Origin of the sequence: Granulicella sp. L46 (assembly GCF_009765785.1) — a bacterium.
Lineage (GTDB): Bacteria > Acidobacteriota > Terriglobia > Terriglobales > Acidobacteriaceae > Granulicella.
The window spans coordinates 406,890-421,883 of record NZ_LMUT01000025.1; the positions used below are offsets into that span (position 1 = coordinate 406,890).

A 14,994-nucleotide genomic window follows, 5' to 3' on the forward strand; every position below is an offset into this window, starting at 1 on the left:
GCTTTACCAACTTCCCGCGCCGCCGACTTGCCGCGATAGCTAATGACGTTCGCCGTCATGGCTGCTCCGAGCTCGCCGTATCGTTGGTAGACATATTGGATAGCCTTCTCTCGCTTGTCTTCGGAGGGGAGATCGAGGTCGATGTCCGGCCACTCACCACGGCTCTCACTCAGGAATCGCTCAAAGAGCAGCTCCATCCCTACCGGGTCGATAGCAGTAATTTCGAGCGCATAGCAGACGGCAGAGTTCGCCGCGCTGCCGCGGCCTTGAATCAGGATGTCGTGCTCCTTGCAGAAACAAACGATGTCCCAAACGATGAGGAAGTATCCTGCGAAGCCAAGCCGCGCGATCAGATCGAGTTCGTGATCGACTTGTTTCTTAGCTCGTTCCAGCAAAGCAGAGTCATTCTTCGGCCCGTAGCGGCGCATCACACCTTCGGCGACTCGCTTTCTAAGAAAGCTGTCCATCGTCTCGCCATCCGGCACCGGGTAGCGTGGAAACTCATAACCGAGATCACCCAGTTGGAACCGCAGACGAGCGGAGAGTTCAAGTGTCTCCGCCACAGCTCCCTGCATATCACGGAAGAGCGCCGCCATCTCTCGCCCAGAGCGCAGATGCCGCCGATTGTTGAGAGCTAGTAGACGACCTGCGTGGTCGAGATCGATATGGTGGCGCACCGCGGTAAAGACATCCAGTACCTCGCGGTCGTATGCCGTGGCGTAGCGAACTCCATTGGTGGCGAGGACTGGCAGCTTCAAAGACTCGGCGATTCGGATTGCCGCTTGATTGCGCCATTCCTCCTCACGTTCACGGTGACGCTGGACTTCGATGTAAACGCTACCTCTTCCGAAAGTCCTTATCAGCTGTTCGACCGTCTCACGGCCTGCCTCTTCACCCCCGCTAACAAGCGCAGCGGCCAACGGGCCTTCGTCACCACCCGTGAGGCAGACCAGCCCGGCGGAGTATTTCTGCAAGTCGTCGAAGGTAGCTGCTCCTTCGCACTTGACCCTCTCCCGCATCTTGAAGCGGGTAATGAGCTGGCAAAGATTTTGGTAGCCGACCCGCGACTCACACAGCAAAGGCAGTCGCGCGGGTTCTACGGGGTGTAGGTGTGGGAGCCACGCGGGAGGGGTGAGCCGGTTTCCGAAGCTCGATACGGCAATCTCGGCTCCGACATGAGCGTGGACGTTATTCCGCTTCGCGCTTGTATGGAACCGTGCAGAACCGTAGACACCATTGCGGTCGAGCAATGCCATCGCGGGCATCTCCAGTTCTACGGCCCGCTTGATAAGCTCCTCAGGTTGCGAAGCGCCTTCAAGAAAACTGAAGGCGCTTGAGGAGTGCAGTTCGATGTATCGCTCAGTCATAGAGCGTCACCACCTGCCATGACTGCTCTTTCAGGTCGCGTACTAGGCAACAACAGATCATCACCCCGTCTCTGGACCGGGCAATCAGGTCCCATTGCTCCAGCGCCCAGGCCTGACGGTTCCACCAATCGCCTTCGGCCAGCCAGGGGCCGTAGGCGTGTTCCACTTCATACCTGCAATCTCGAAAAACGAAGGATGCCGGTTGCCGATCGCGCAACGTGATCGACACCCTCTGCGGCGGACGGAGTTGTCGCATCGCCGTCAAAGAGCTAACAGTCGTGGACGAGGGGCTATGGACTGGCGGGACTTTGAAGGGCTCGACACGAAAGCTGTCGGGTTGGTTCGTGTCTCGGAGTACGGGACTGCCCACGCACTCATCCCCCACCAGAGCGCGGATGCGTGCGAGCGTTACATCTAGACGCATTGGCTCCGGCAGTTGGGGAGAAAACAAGCCGAGCTGCACCTTGCTGGTGCTACCGGGCTCAGCAGTGAGAGTGACCGCAACAATCGCGGCCTGTGGCGGATGCGTCTCCAGATCGAGATGCACCAGCTTGATCCACAGCGAGCGATCATTGGTGGGAAGGTTCGGTCGTACCGTTCGGACGTGCGTGGTACCGCCCTCTAAGGACAGTGTGATAATGACCGACGCAAGTGCAAGGACACGGGCCATAGCGCGAACGGTGAGCTGTTCGAACATGACTCCTAAGACAAAAAGGAGTGAGTCCAGCTGCTCGACTGGCGTATCCAACTCCATTCGTTCTTGAAGCTCAAAGGCCGCTTCATGCGGCACGAAGTGATGGGGGAGTTCGCCCCGAGCTAATTGGCGAAGGCGTCTGCCTTCCTGCCCTATACGTGCAATCAATTCCTTTTCTGGAAGAGCTGCCAAGGCGCCGAGTGTGCGGATACCCCATAAAGCAAACGTCTCAGCGTGCTCGCTTGACACGTTCAGAACGTTGAGCGGCAACGGAGCGAGAGCTGGGCCTTCGTTGCCGGGTTCAATGAGCGTGATGCGTGTGGATGAGCCGCGAACACAGGACAGCGCAGTGTAGAAGTTCCTGCTCATCGCAACCGATGCGCTTACCCCAACGGCTTGCACACAACGCAACAACTTCCGCGCTAACACTTCAGGCGTGCCAAGCAGTTTTTCCGTCCCCGCAATATCAATCACACAGAGGAAGGAGCAGCCATCGCTACGATCTTCGACGCGCGGGGAGAAGGCGCCCGCGGACTCCAGCAGGACCGCGTGTGTCGAGACCTCTTCCGAACGTGATCGTGGAAGCACGATCAACGAAGAGAAGGTGTCCAGTTCTACTCTCGTCATCCCACGGACTATGCCCAGATAGCGGGCTTTCGCATTGAACGAGCAAACCGTTTGCAGCGGTGGTTCACCTTCGACAACAACGACGGGCTGTCCTCGCAGCTCTGGCCGCAGCCGCAAGATCGCTTGCGCAGGAAACTCCTTCGCGTACAAGCACGCATACAGTTCGCCGACATGGTTCATCGAATGCCTGCCCATACTGTTTTGCTTTGCCAGTCGGCACCGCTTGCCCGTTGCGGAGACTTGTGGAAGGGAACGACGTTCGCCGAGACTTCGGTGAATCGCTGACGTGATACCTCGATATGGCGTTCAAGACCGACAAGCACGGTGCTCTCCCCGGAGAACGGTGGTCCTGCTTGGAGACGCAGGACAAGTCCAGCGCTGCTCTTCGAGCAGGCGTGTTGTGTCAGCAGGAGGACACTCGTCCGGCTCCTCTCCGCAGCCGTGCCATAGCGGAACCATGTCGCCAGAGGTATGCGCGAGACGTATTCAGGTGCAATGCTTCCCAGGTCCAGCACGATTGCACTGAATCCGCCGGCCTGCAACAGCAGATCGGTGACGCGCAATGCCTGCTCGATCCTCGACCATGGCTTTGCTGTGTGAGGTGAAAGAGGGTGGCGTTTAGAGGGCTGAAAAGTGTATGGCTCAACTGCGTCTCGTTCAACCTGAATCCTTCGTTGCGGCTCGGCGCAGCGGGGGGCGACGACATCACGTCGTAGCAAGCCGCTGACTCCATCGGACAGACCCTTTGTCTCCGTGCGAGGATGCGGGCCGAAGCCGCCACCATGCAGTCCTCTCTTCGCTGCGGGCGGCGCAAGATACTGCTCAGGTAGTACGAAGGTGTCTTGCGAAGAGGACGCAGGTTGACTGGCAGGCTGTACGCCGCAGCGAACCCAGAGAAGCCGTTTCAGGTCTATGCCGGATGCAGCGGCGGATTCAGGGCTGAGCGCGTTCGATACATCGATCCACGCACAGACTCTCTCCGCCTTCGTGACCTGAGCCACGAACGAAAGAGCGAGAGCCGTTCTCCCAGAGCACTCTGCCCCAATCATCTCTGTTACAGCGCCTACCGGAAGTCCGCCGTCCAGGACGGTATCAATCGTTGCAATGCCTGTAGGCACGACCTCTCGAATCGTTTTCACCGCAGGTGTGAGAGCGGACGGGATTCGGTCTGCCAAGGCAGCTTCGATCTGGGTATGGAGGGCGGCTGCGGAGCGCATAATCTTCGCTTAATCTTCGCTTATTGCCCCAAGATGTACAACTCGCGAATACAGTAGAAACTATGCAGTCGTTCCGTAAGTATCTGAAAAAAGATCTTATCGCGTAAAGATTTTTAAGGGAGTTCAGGAGTCAAAGATCACCTTCTGTATAGGGCGAGACAAGCAAGGTAGCCCCTTGGCTTTCAGTCTAGCCGTCGGAAAACGGTGTTTCCGCAACTTGGCCAGGAGAAAACCCGGACCCTGGGATTTAGCAACACCCAAAGGTTCGTCGTGGCCGGCGCGCCCGCCGGTCCCACGTCACGTTTTCGTAACTCGCCGGCGCCGGCGAGTTTCCTAACTCACCCTTCCCAAACCGATGAAGGCTGCATTGCCCAGTCCGGACCGCCTGTTCGAGGAGTATTTGTTAACACCCAATCGCTCCCGAGGCTTACTGTCAGCTACACGATGGATGATGATCGCCGCGAAAGATTACCGCCCGCGCTCATGGTCTGGGGCAGAAGAGATTCGACGCGCCCAAAAGATGTCGTCAGTTATCGAAAGATAGTCCTCCACCAAGTCTGAGTCCTGAGTATACGGCCCGCTCTGTTTGCGCAGTTAGAGTCCAGATGTCAGGTGCCGGGCGCTATTGTGTGTTGGAGATGCAAGGTTGGACTTACTATGCCTACTGACCGATTTCAGTGGCAGAGTGGCTGACAGAGGCACTTTGTGGCTTACATCATCAGTTGTAAGCATGTGTTTCGCAAGCTGCCAGAATGCCACATGCGCAGACGATTGCCACTTTTCCGAGTGTCTGATCATCTGCGAATAAACACGAATTTTGTCTTTTGGCCAGGATAAGGGGACCAATTGATGTTGTGCCAATTCTTCCTCGACAGCAATCCGGGGCAGCACGGCGACGCCCATACCCGCTGAAGCACATCTCTTGATCGCCTCGATGCTGGGAAGTGCAAGGGTCTTGTTAAGAGCAGCGCCTGCCTCCGAGACAACTCGTTCGAAGAGCACTCTGTAGCCGCAACTTCGTTCAGTTAAAAGCACCTGCTCGTCCCTCAGCATGTCCGCATTCAATCGATTGACGGAAGCGAGTCGATGTCCGGGCGAAACCAGGATAAGAACATCCTCCACTGACAGAGTCTCTACGATCAGGTTGCCGCTCTTGTGCTGCTGATCAAGCACAAACGCTATTTCGATCGAAGAGTCCAGCTTGAGCTGTCCAGCATGGAATTCGCAATTATCCGCTGCTATTACTGAAATCTCTACCTGAGGATGCATCTTTTGAAATCTGCTGATCACGCGTGGTAGACGATGAGTCAGCAATGTCTCTGACGCCCCAATGGTTAATGCACCACTCGGCTTGCGACCATTACCGACAACTGTGCGAGCCTCACTCGCTAAGGAAAGAATCCGATCTGTGTAGCTCGCCATCATTTGACCGGCATTCGTCAGTTCAACTCGGCGGCCGATCCGGTCGAAAAGCTGAACCCCGAGATCCTCTTCCAATGCCTGGATCTGAGCGGTCACGCTTGACTGCGCGTAGCCCAAGACGGCTGCAGCACGCGTCACGCTTTGTCGGGCCGCTACGGCCTGGAACGTTCTTAGCTGGCGAAGCTCATACATATTAATCGTCCCTACCGATTAGTTATATCGAAACAAATCGTTGGACGCAATGAATCTCGAAAGGGGACACTGATCAAACAGACGCTCCCTCTTGGAGAAATGGATGACGACAGCACGACATGCAATTTGGGCATTTTTTTATGGCACGATCATGGATTCCACAGTGATGAAAGACTTCGGGGTAACGGTCACTGACGCGATTCCTGCGAAGCTACCAGGGTTCGACCTCGTCGTGCGCCCTCGACCGAATCTCGTCCCATCTGATCGTGCGGTCGTGTTCGGGGCGCTGATGACCGTGACACATGAAGACCTCACAACTATCTACTCTGGCCTGGAGAAGAACTTCCGAATCAAATACGTCCCCCAAGCGGTCCTAGCGACCACGCGAGAGGGCTTCGTTTTGCCAGCACTCTGCTACATCGTTCCACAGCTGCCTGAATCTGCACCGGATCCCGCATTTGTCAAGCAGCTTGCTCAATGCGTGCGGTCGATGGGGCACCCCGAGTGGTATGTCGCCCATGTGGAATCGTTCGGTCTGCCGCCCAGGAAAGAGGAAGATAGGTGAGCACGGTGGATGTGTTGAATGAACCACTCGAATACAGGGACGGAGAAGTGCTTTGTGAAGGTCACGTTGCCTTCAATACATTAAGCCGCGCAAGGCGACCGTGTGTATTGATTGCTCATGCATGGGACGGCCCAAACGAACAGATCCGAGCCAAAGCGTCGGACCTTGCCCGGTTGGGGTATCTCGGATTCGCACTCGACGTATACGGTAAGGGCATTCGTGGCGGTGCATCCGACGATAATACGGAGCTTATGGCTCCTTACATAGGTGACAGGGCTTTGCTCAGACGCCGCTTGCTTGCGGCGTTCGCCGCAGCAAGGCGACATTCCTTCGCAGATACCAGCCGTATCGCCGTTATTGGATATTGCTTCGGCGGCCTATGTGCGCTCGATTTGGCACGCGCTGCTCCGCCGGAACTACGGGGCGTGGTGAGTGTTCATGGCAGTTTGAATGCACCGGAGTTTTCGCACACACGGGCGATTACAGCGAAGGTTCTCGTCATTCACGGATGGAAAGACCCGATTGCACCAGAGGAAGATGTTTTGGCCCTGACTCGTGAGCTGTCCGATGCCGGTTCCGACTGGCAGATGCTCCTCTACGGTCAGGTAGCACATGCATTTACGAACCCCGCTGCTAACAACCGTCGCAGTGGGATCTACTACGACGAAACAGCGGATCGTCGATCATGGGTAGCAACCTGTAGTTTTCTTGAGGAAACTCTTGGGCCGCTGTAACCATCTGGAGAATGTCACCGTCGGATCTCGAGCAGGCGTTCGGATGAGATAAGCGTAAAGGTCGAAGCGCCATGCAACTGGTGGTCCTTGCTGAATGCAGAATTAGTTCTAGATCGCGGATATTTATTATGAATAGTCCACAACTCAGTAACTCAGCCGGAGCGAAGAACGTGGTGCTCGCTCTTTCAATCGGTGTAACCCTCCTGCTGTGGGCATCAGCATTCGCGGGCATTCGTGTCGGCTTGTCAGGCTACGCTCCGCAGCATTTGGTGTTACTACGGTTGCTTACAGCATCGGTTGCGCTATTTTTCATTGCCCCATTCAAGCGGGTCAGGGTTCCACAGTTACAGGATGTTCCCTCGCTCTTCGTACTTGGACTGACTGGCATTACGGGGTACAACCTTGCACTCAGTTTCGGAGAAACCCATGTGTCTTCCGGAACAGCAAGTCTTCTGGTCAACTGTGCTCCCGTTATAACGGCCGTACTTGCGGTGCTCCTCTTGAAAGAACGCATCCTGCTGCGGGGTTGGATCGGCCTAATCGTGAGCTTGGGCGGAGTCGCCATCATCGTGACTACTTCCGGTAACCGTGTTGCGTTCAATCCATGGGCATTCTTGGTCTTGCTCGCGGCTGCGCTTCAATCCATATTCGTCATTCTGCAAAAAAGACTTCTCGCCGACTACCAACCGTTGGAGTTGACTTGCTACGCAATATGGAGCGGGACGCTGGTGAGCCTGGTATTTCTTCCGGGATTTGCGACTGCCTGCAGAGAAGCTTCACTCCAAGCCACGCTCGCGGTGATATATCTCGGAATTTTTCCAGCAGCGCTCGCATATCTCTCGTGGGCAGTTGTGCTTTCCCGTCTGCCTGCCACGCGAGCGGTTAGCCTGCTTTACGCCATTCCCGTGCTTTCATTCATTATTGCCTGGTTCTGGCTACACGAAAGCCTGCAGTTTTCTACCGTAGCAGGAGGCACTTTTGCTCTCGCCGGCGTGATGCTTCTAAATACAGCTGGACGTGAGAAAAGGAATCAGAATCCAGCGCAATTTGCGCAGCGGCCAGTTGAGCCAGTTGATTAATGTTATGAAGTGTCTGGTCACACTATGCGGGGAAATCACCATTCTTCAAGTGTCGGATCGATCCCTACTTGGTTGTCATCCCAATAATCCAAAATTCACCCGAAATTATTTTTATGAGGGGGCCGATCATGAATCCGCCAATTGGAGCAATGCAAATCGTGTCGATGCTCGCACTCGACGCGAATGCGCTGATAGCACTCAATAATGTGCACGCTAGAGAACTTTCCTGGGTAGAGAAACCACAATTCGAGACAATGATCCATAATGCCGTCTACGCTCGCGGCATCGCTCCCAATAAGGGTTTTCTTATCGCCTTTGATCAGAATGCCCTGTACGAAAACTTCAACTTCCTCTGGTTCCGAGCCCGTTATGAGAATTTCATCTATGTGGATCGAATCGTTGTACATTCTGCATTCCGTGGCCAAGGGGTAGCCCGCGCACTCTACGAGGACCTGTTCAAACTCGCTAGGTCGCAATCGCAGAACTTGATTGTTTGCGAAGTGAATTCAGACCCGCCAAATCCCGTCTCGGATTTATTTCACAACCGGTTGGGGTTCAATCATGTTGGCGATAGCCTGATTCCATCCGGCAAGCGTGTTCAATACCTTGCAAAGCACCTTTGATTCGGGAGACGTTGCCACGCTACCTCTGGACTCTTCTGTGCCGGATTAAGGTGGCGAGGGGTAGTGGACCGCTCGAAATCATCTGTGCTTTGAGTCCAGAGAGACATCAACATTCTCGAGGCTGTTATGCGTTCTTCTTGCTCCCGCTCGCAGACTTGCCATGCTTTTTATCCAGGTACGACCCAAGTGCGTCTAGTCGCTGCTCGAAGAAGGCCGCAAATTCGTTACTCCAGTCAAGAACGTCCTGCAATGGTTCGGGACGGAGCCGATAGAACCTATACCTGCCATCGCGGCGTGCAGAGACCAGTTCGGCATCTTCCAGAATCCGTAGATGCTGAGAGATAGCGGCGAACGTTATCTGAAACGGCTCTGCCAATTCGTTCGCTGCGCATTCGCTCGCCTTTAGCCTGAGAAGGATGGCGCGACGCGTTGGATGCGCGATAGCGTGAAATACATCATTTGCCTGAGTGGGGCGCATGGCCGGTCCATTCTGGGTACAGTACGCTAAGTCCGTCAAAGGTTGAGGCCCAGTGAGGCAAAGAAGCTTTGTCCAATTGAGCTTCCAGTCGATCAAGAAACGCGTGAGTACCAGGAAGAAAGCCGCGGGCCGTCTGCTTCGTTATCTTGCTGTAGGTAACGAACAAATGCGTTGTGAGACCGTCAGGAGTCAACTCGTACCGAAAGATGGCGTTCTCGCCGCGCGGCATTTCTGGGGTCGGAGCAACGTTCCATTCGTATTCGAAGATGCGAGGCGGCTCCCATGCAAGGATTTTCCCAACGGAATAATATCCGGCCGGTCCGGAGATCGTCTCAATTCGTCCACCAAGGCGGCCCTCAATGTTAGCGAAGGTACACATTAGCCAACCCTGTAATCCTTGTGGTGTAGCGATCGCTTCCCACACGTCTTCGAGCACGTGTGGGTATGTTCGCTGAAACGTGAGGGTAGCGAAGTCTCCATCGGCATGGAGGGTGCCCCTAGGCTGCATATGTCACCACGATGTTGCCACAACGAAATAAGCGCTGATTCACGAGCCGTAGCTCGCACCCTTCAGTGAATACTGTGCGTCCAGCACCTAAGGCGATCGGCACGATTACGAATTGATATTCATCGACCAATCCGGCTTCCCCAAGCTGTGAAGCGATGTCTCCGCTGCCTAACACAGCGACATTGGGTCCTGCGGATTCCTTGAGAGCGCGTACTGCCTCGATAAGGTCCCCTTTGAGCAATTCGGTATTGTTCCACTGGGGTTGAATGGTTTTCGATGCCACATATTTTTTGGCGGCGTTCATGCCTTTAGCAACTACTGGCATCTGTTGTGCCGCCATCGGTGTAGGCCAGTAAGCCTCCATCATCTCGTATGTCTTTCTCCCGAACAAAAGCTCGCTGCCGGAACTGGCATTTTCGCCAAGCCATGCTCCGAATTCAGGGTCTCCATGGCCCGCATGCGCCCAACTCATATCGTTGGTCTCATTGGCGAAATAGCCGTCGATCGAAATCGACTCGAACACGCGTAAAGCCCTCATAAATCCTCCTGGTTATTGTTTATTTAGTTTTTGCTTAAATGTCAAACACAGGCGGGCTGCAAGTCCGGATTCACCGCAAAGCCTTGAGGATCTGATCTTGTCCGGTATTCGCCGGCATACAGGGCGCTAGCGTGTTGAGGCCCTCTCCTTCTCGGTGAGTGCATTGGCGATTATGAGCAAAACGAGAGTCTCTGATTCCTGCACGCATGTTTCACGATCCTTATCGATCGAGGCGCGAGAAACTCTCCGATGTCACCCCTAACGGGGCGATTGGGTTTGTTCGATGGCCGATACGAGAAGATCCAGGTCGGCGGGGTTGACATCACTCACGGCGACTATGCGTAAGTCATGGGTCGTGGCGGAATGGATAGAGAATCCTGAGCGAGTGCCGGGCAGTGGGGTGGCGATGGGGCTGCCGGAGCGCTGCGTGAGGAAGACGGAGACTTCATGCTTGTGGATGGTGAAGAGGAGCAGCGCCGCAGGTTGGCCGTTTAAGTAGGCGAGATTGCCGCCCTTGAGCGTCGTGTCGGCAGGAAGAACGTCGGGTAGGTTGAAGCTGAACGGTAGCTTGCCCTGAAACCAGGGCTTTACGGTGTGACGGTCAGTCGACAGGACTTCAGGGGAAGCACCGCTGGAAAGAGTGGCGAGATGTTGATCGAGCAATTCTGCGGAGAGGGTATTGGCTTGATGGGCTTGCCACCAACCGCCTAGTGATAGGGCAAGCACGAGGGCGGCAGCCAACCCGGCCCATGCGACGGAACGAAACGAGTAGCTGCGAGCCGTTCTCTTTGATTCCTGAGGACGAAGCTGTGCAGCGAGGCGGGCGAGTGCTTCCGGGGGAGCGGCGAAGCGCCGCGCGGCACGGGCGGTGGCGGTTTTGAGTTGCGTAGCAGAAAGAACGCGCAAGGCGCAGGGGTGGCAATCGGCCAGGTGTTGCTGAATGCCGTTTGACTCGGTGGGAGATAGCTCGCCATCGATGAAGGCATTGAGTAGATCCGGGTCGAGATGTCCGGTGGCTTGCGTTGTCTGCGTCATAACGATTCCCCCCGTTGCGGTTGCAGCAGTTGATGAAGAGTGCGGCGGGCGCGCGAGATGCGCGACATGACGGTGCCGATGGGGACATCGAGGACCAGTGCAATGTCCTTGTACTTGAGTTCTTCGACATCGCAAAGGAGTAGAACTTCGCGAAGCGGTGGATGAAGCTGATCGAGGGCTTGGTTCACTGCCGCCTGGTTGTTGAGGCTGATGAGATGATCTTCCGGTGTCGGACCGGCATCGGTGGTACCGAGCAGGTCGGGATGGTCTTCAAGAAAAACTGTTCGCGAGGCCGCGATGCCAGTACGCGAGGTGAGGAACGTGTTGCGGAGGATTCGGAAGACCCATGCTTTAAAGTTGGTGCCGGTCTGAAAGGAGTCGAACGCGCGAAGAGCTTTGGAGAGGGTCTCCTGCACGAGGTCTTCTGCCTCCGCATGGTTGCGGCAAAGCCAGAAAGCGTGACTGTAGAGCGATGGCAGGAGGGGTAGCGCAAGCTGCTCGAAGGATGCGCTAGTGGTGTCGGAGGACATGGTGCGAGATGCCTCGGTGTACTGAAGGTGGAATGGGCCGGCGAGATGGCCTGGAACGCGAGACATATTAACCGTAAACCAAATTGCGGCCGGTTTATTCCATGCGTTTATTTTCGGGTTGTCTGGAATAAATGCAGGGTTCCGTAGTTCTCCATTGGGAAGGTAATTAAGACCAAGGGAGACGGATATGAATCGGTTTAAGGAAGACGAAGTAGTGCAGAAGAACCAGGTGCAGCCTGCCGGGGATGGGATCGATCGGCGGAATTTTCTGGGATGCATGGCATGGGCGGGCACGGGGCTGCTCTGGACGATGGCGGGCGGAATTCCAACGTCCAGGCTGCTGGCCCAAGCGGCGAAGGCTGGTACCGGGATTGGGAAGGTAGAGGACTTTTCCTTCGTCCAGATTAGCGATAGTCACATTGGGTTTAACAAGGGCGCTAATCCAGATGTAACGGGAACGTTGCAAAAGGCAATCGACAAGATCAATGTGGTCCCGACGGGGATGAAGCTGCCGGACTTCATGATTCATACCGGCGACATCACGCAGAACGCGAAGGCTGCGGAGTTCGATACGGCAGTGCAAGTGATTAAGAGTGCGAAGGTGAGAGAGGTATTTTACATTCCGGGGGAACATGATTTTTCTGTCGATGACGGTGTCCTGTACAAGCGGCGGTTCGGTAAAGGCACGATTGGAAATGGCTGGTACAGCTATGACCACAAGGGCGTTCACTTTGTGGGGCTGAACAATTGTGTTCAGGTTGACGCGATGGGCAACTTGGGCGCAGAGCAGCTTGCGTGGCTGAAGGCCGATCTGGCTGGCTTGAGTGCTTCGACACCGATTGTGGTGTTTGCGCATATTCCGCTGTGGATGGTCTATGAGAAGTGGGGCTGGGGCACGGCCGATGGCACGCAGGCATTGGCATTGTTGAAACGCTTTGGATCAGTCACGGTGTTGAACGGCCACATTCATCAAGTGGTGCAAAAAATCGAGGGGAACGTTGCCTTTCATACCGCGATGGCTACCGCATTTCCGCAGCCTGCGCCGGGGACGGCGCCGAACCCTGGACCGATGGCGGTTCCCGCAGGCAAGCTGCAGAGCGTGCTCGGCATCACGAAGGTCAAGGTGGTTCGCGGACATAGCCACCTCGCGGTAGTCGATCACTCGCTGGCGGAGGGCGCTTGAAACGCATCGGAGCCGTGATCGTATTGTGTGCCGCTGCCGGAGTGGGGCTGGCATTTGTGCATCCGTTCGGGAATCCGCGTGAGGAGCCTGCAAGGGGTCTCGGCACACTGCTGCAAGGCGCTAATATGTCTGCGGATGCGAAGCAGGTTCTGATCACAAAATGCGCGGACTGTCACTCGAACGAGACGCGGTGGCCGGTGTATGCACGGCTGGTTCCCGGGTCATGGCTTATGGAGCAGGATGTCATGGAGGCGCGCAGGAAGATGAATCTGTCGACGTGGGAGCGAACGCCTGGCGACGCGCAGGATGTGCTGATCGGGAAGATCATTCAGGAAGCAAAGAGCGGGGACATGCCACCTGCGCAATACCGTGCGCTGCATTGGGGGGCGAGGCTGACGCCGGCGGAGGTTGCGGTGCTTTCGAGGATGGGCAATGGAGTTGGTGAAGCGGCCGGTGCGGGTGAAGCGGGAGATGCGGCGCGCGGAAAAGCCGTGTTTGAGCGACGGTGTACGGGCTGTCATGCGATGGACGGAGACCGCGAGGGACCGAGGCTGACCGGAGTGTTTGGGAGAAAGGCCGGGAGCGTGGCAGGGTTCGACTACTCTGTTGGGTTGAAGAATTCTGGTATGACATGGGACGAGGCTACGCTCGAGAAATGGCTCAGAGATCCAGATAAGTTAGTGCCGAATACCACGATGGACTTTAGTGTTCCGAAGGCCCAGGAGCGGTCGGATTTGATTGCTTATTTTAAACGATGAAGAAGACTCGGCCAGAGCGCACCTGGTGGGCAAAACCGAGGCTTTAACCGGTCCACGCGGCCCGACACGGATTGGCAGCGAGAGCTTCGACGATATTCGCCAATGCTTCTGGAGATAATTCTCGACTGAGGCTAACAGGCCAATGCCCGCGTTGTTCTCGAAAAACGGCGTTATCGGCAATAACGGCGAAGTTGACGAAAAGCCGACTTTGCGGGCATCTCACTGGAAGGCTCTGCCTCTCTCGATGAAGGCATTGGCGATCAGAGCATTGAGTCGTTCGGCTTCAACATGCCAATTCTAATCGATGACCAGAAGATGAACCTCGCAAGAGGCTTCATCTTAGCCGTGCAGATACGGCGCATTTATATCGGGCCACGTTTTCAGTTCCGGAGTCACTCGAACTCACCGCATACCCGCTGCCGACGAATCGACACAAAAGCTATGGCAGAATCCTGGCCTCGTCGGCTACGTCAACATCGGCGGCCTTTTTGTAGCGAAGAAGCGCGGCTGACAGATGTGACTCCATTGCCGCGGCGGCGGCTTGCGGATTGCGCTGCTCGATTGCACGGGCAATTGGTTTGTGCTCACTTAGCGATAGTGGTATCGCATCAGGCAAAAGCAACACTCTAGCGACACCTCGGACAAAATGCTCGCGAATGAGAGTGATCAGCCTTGTCAGCATCAGATTGGTCGATGCTTCAGCTATGGCCATGTGGAAATCAAGATCAAGTGCAGCAAAGCGTTTTGTATTCGATTGGGCCGTCTCCATGCGGTCGAGCAATGACTGGAGCCGAGCTAGTTGTTCAGGGGTTGCATTCGCAGCCATGTTCGCTGCCGCGGCGCTCTCCAGAGCAATGCGAACTTCGAGAAGATCCCGAACGTCGTGATGCTCGGTGATGAGACGCCATTCGAAGATCTTGCTCATAAACTTCGAGCCATCGAGAGCAACGGACGTGCCCGCACTAACGCGGGCGTCGAGAATTCCGACGATGGAAAGGCAACGCAAGGCTTCGCGCAGAGCAGTGCGGGAGGCGCCGAATTGGATACAGAGGTCACGCTCTGACGGAAGCCGCTGTCCCGACTCCAAGTGCCCGCTCATGATTAAGGCAACCAGTTGACGGGTTATGTCTTCACTGATCGATACCTTCTTGATGGGCTTGATTTTCGAACGGACGGCCGAAAGGCCTATCGGCTGTTTGGGCATATGCCGGATTCTCCACGTACTTCCGGTTTCAGCCTAACAAGAAACCCGCGTTTCCGGCGCAGTGTCACTCCCGCGCAAGCGGTCCCTCATCCTCCCCGATCTGGGAAGTCTAATTTTTCTATTGACGATGGTATGGCCATATGCCTAGTATGCCGTTCGCTGAAGGGTTTTGTATTTCGGCGATGCGAAAGGGAGGACATGGATCGGAGACTCGCGTATTTGTTGTTCGCCGCAGCGGCG

16 protein-coding genes are annotated in these 14,994 nt (G+C 55.7%); 6 read left to right on the top strand and 10 right to left on the bottom strand.

From position 1 onward, the window contains the following. The 4 genes from GSQ80_RS23560 to GSQ80_RS21725 form a co-directional block, all read right to left on the bottom strand. On the bottom strand, window positions 1-1,367 hold a 1,367-nt coding region (locus GSQ80_RS23560), incomplete at its 3' end, for a PHP domain-containing protein (RefSeq protein ID WP_254059887.1). Next, a complete protein-coding gene (locus GSQ80_RS21715; RefSeq protein WP_371315755.1) occupies window positions 1,360-2,883 on the bottom strand; it encodes a DNA polymerase Y family protein in 1,524 nt (507 codons plus the stop codon). The genes GSQ80_RS21715 and GSQ80_RS23560, both read right to left, overlap by 8 nt. Next, on the bottom strand, window positions 2,865-3,863 hold the full coding sequence (locus tag GSQ80_RS21720) for a DNA recombination/repair protein RecA (protein WP_254059844.1): 999 nt from the start codon (window positions 3,861-3,863) through the stop codon (window positions 2,865-2,867). The genes GSQ80_RS21715 and GSQ80_RS21720 overlap by 19 nt, the downstream gene beginning before the upstream one ends. Window positions 3,864-4,499: 636 nt before the next feature. Then, window positions 4,500-5,519, bottom strand: a complete 1,020-nt coding sequence (locus GSQ80_RS21725; RefSeq protein WP_158789727.1) for a LysR family transcriptional regulator — start codon at window positions 5,517-5,519, stop codon at window positions 4,500-4,502. Between the two features lie 103 nt (window positions 5,520-5,622). Here GSQ80_RS21725 and GSQ80_RS21730 point away from each other — a divergent pair, with 103 nt between their 5' ends. From GSQ80_RS21730 to GSQ80_RS21745, 4 genes are all read left to right on the top strand, one after another. Continuing rightward, complete coding sequence (locus GSQ80_RS21730) at window positions 5,623-6,084, top strand: gamma-glutamylcyclotransferase family protein (RefSeq protein ID WP_158789728.1); 462 nt, start codon at window positions 5,623-5,625, stop codon at window positions 6,082-6,084. Next, the gene (locus GSQ80_RS21735; RefSeq protein WP_158789729.1) at window positions 6,081-6,818 is read left to right on the top strand and encodes a dienelactone hydrolase family protein; all 738 of its coding nucleotides are present in this window, start codon (window positions 6,081-6,083) and stop codon (window positions 6,816-6,818) included. The genes GSQ80_RS21730 and GSQ80_RS21735 overlap by 4 nt, the downstream gene beginning before the upstream one ends. A gap of 128 nt (window positions 6,819-6,946) precedes the next feature. After that, window positions 6,947-7,897 carry a DMT family transporter gene (locus GSQ80_RS21740; RefSeq protein WP_158789730.1) on the top strand — a complete coding sequence of 317 codons (951 nt, stop codon included), beginning with the start codon at window positions 6,947-6,949 and terminating at the stop codon, window positions 7,895-7,897. Window positions 7,898-8,025: 128 nt separating this feature from the next. Continuing rightward, entirely contained in the window at window positions 8,026-8,520 is a 495-nt protein-coding gene (locus GSQ80_RS21745) for a GNAT family N-acetyltransferase (RefSeq protein WP_216850514.1), read from the top strand. A gap of 124 nt (window positions 8,521-8,644) precedes the next feature. Here the strand turns inward: GSQ80_RS21745 and GSQ80_RS24025 are convergent, their stop codons facing one another. From GSQ80_RS24025 to GSQ80_RS21770, 5 genes are all read right to left on the bottom strand, one after another. Further along, window positions 8,645-8,998: a metalloregulator ArsR/SmtB family transcription factor gene (locus GSQ80_RS24025; RefSeq protein WP_158789731.1), complete on the bottom strand. Its 354-nt coding sequence runs from the start codon at window positions 8,996-8,998 to the stop codon at window positions 8,645-8,647. Continuing rightward, complete coding sequence (locus tag GSQ80_RS24030) at window positions 8,976-9,506, bottom strand: SRPBCC domain-containing protein (RefSeq protein WP_371315756.1); 531 nt, start codon at window positions 9,504-9,506, stop codon at window positions 8,976-8,978. The genes GSQ80_RS24025 and GSQ80_RS24030 overlap by 23 nt, the downstream gene beginning before the upstream one ends. Continuing rightward, entirely contained in the window at window positions 9,496-10,044 is a 549-nt protein-coding gene (locus GSQ80_RS21760; protein WP_158789733.1) for a dihydrofolate reductase family protein, read from the bottom strand. The genes GSQ80_RS24030 and GSQ80_RS21760 overlap by 11 nt, the downstream gene beginning before the upstream one ends. A gap of 258 nt (window positions 10,045-10,302) precedes the next feature. Further along, entirely contained in the window at window positions 10,303-11,079 is a 777-nt protein-coding gene (locus tag GSQ80_RS21765; protein WP_158789734.1) for an anti-sigma factor, read from the bottom strand. Beyond that, window positions 11,076-11,675 (bottom strand): RNA polymerase sigma factor, encoded by a 600-nt coding sequence (locus GSQ80_RS21770; RefSeq protein ID WP_254059845.1) that lies wholly within the window; start codon window positions 11,673-11,675, stop codon window positions 11,076-11,078. The genes GSQ80_RS21765 and GSQ80_RS21770 overlap by 4 nt, the downstream gene beginning before the upstream one ends. 121 nt (window positions 11,676-11,796) lie before the next feature. On the opposite strand from GSQ80_RS21770, the gene GSQ80_RS21775 reads away from it, so the two are divergent. Both GSQ80_RS21775 and GSQ80_RS21780 read left to right on the top strand, forming a co-directional pair. After that, the gene (locus GSQ80_RS21775) at window positions 11,797-12,792 is read left to right on the top strand and encodes a metallophosphoesterase (RefSeq protein ID WP_158789735.1); all 996 of its coding nucleotides are present in this window, start codon (window positions 11,797-11,799) and stop codon (window positions 12,790-12,792) included. Then, window positions 12,789-13,550, top strand: coding sequence for a heme-binding domain-containing protein (locus GSQ80_RS21780; protein WP_158789736.1), 762 nt, complete (start codon window positions 12,789-12,791; stop codon window positions 13,548-13,550). Before GSQ80_RS21775 ends, GSQ80_RS21780 begins: the two co-directional genes overlap by 4 nt. 439 nt (window positions 13,551-13,989) lie before the next feature. Here GSQ80_RS21780 and GSQ80_RS21785 read toward each other — a convergent pair whose 3' ends face one another. Beyond that, on the bottom strand, window positions 13,990-14,754 hold the full coding sequence (locus GSQ80_RS21785) for a FadR/GntR family transcriptional regulator (RefSeq protein ID WP_158789737.1): 765 nt from the start codon (window positions 14,752-14,754) through the stop codon (window positions 13,990-13,992). Window positions 14,755-14,994 lie beyond the last annotated feature (240 nt).

Coding starts and splice junctions, on each gene's coding strand:
- GSQ80_RS24025 (WP_158789731.1), bottom strand. CDS start 8,998: ATGCGCCCCACTCAGGCAAATGATGTATTTCACGCTATCGCGCATCCA.
- GSQ80_RS21765 (WP_158789734.1), bottom strand. CDS start 11,079: ATGACGCAGACAACGCAAGCCACCGGACATCTCGACCCGGATCTACTC.
- GSQ80_RS21760 (WP_158789733.1), bottom strand. CDS start 10,044: ATGAGGGCTTTACGCGTGTTCGAGTCGATTTCGATCGACGGCTATTTC.
- GSQ80_RS21725 (WP_158789727.1), bottom strand. CDS start 5,519: ATGTATGAGCTTCGCCAGCTAAGAACGTTCCAGGCCGTAGCGGCCCGA.
- GSQ80_RS21740 (WP_158789730.1), top strand. CDS start 6,947: ATGAATAGTCCACAACTCAGTAACTCAGCCGGAGCGAAGAACGTGGTG.
- GSQ80_RS21715 (WP_371315755.1), bottom strand. CDS start 2,883: ATGGGCAGGCATTCGATGAACCATGTCGGCGAACTGTATGCGTGCTTG.
- GSQ80_RS21745 (WP_216850514.1), top strand. CDS start 8,026: ATGAATCCGCCAATTGGAGCAATGCAAATCGTGTCGATGCTCGCACTC.
- GSQ80_RS24030 (WP_371315756.1), bottom strand. CDS start 9,506: ATGCAGCCTAGGGGCACCCTCCATGCCGATGGAGACTTCGCTACCCTC.
- GSQ80_RS21785 (WP_158789737.1), bottom strand. CDS start 14,754: ATGCCCAAACAGCCGATAGGCCTTTCGGCCGTCCGTTCGAAAATCAAG.
- GSQ80_RS21730 (WP_158789728.1), top strand. CDS start 5,623: ATGACGACAGCACGACATGCAATTTGGGCATTTTTTTATGGCACGATC.
- GSQ80_RS21775 (WP_158789735.1), top strand. CDS start 11,797: ATGAATCGGTTTAAGGAAGACGAAGTAGTGCAGAAGAACCAGGTGCAG.
- GSQ80_RS21770 (WP_254059845.1), bottom strand. CDS start 11,675: ATGTCTCGCGTTCCAGGCCATCTCGCCGGCCCATTCCACCTTCAGTAC.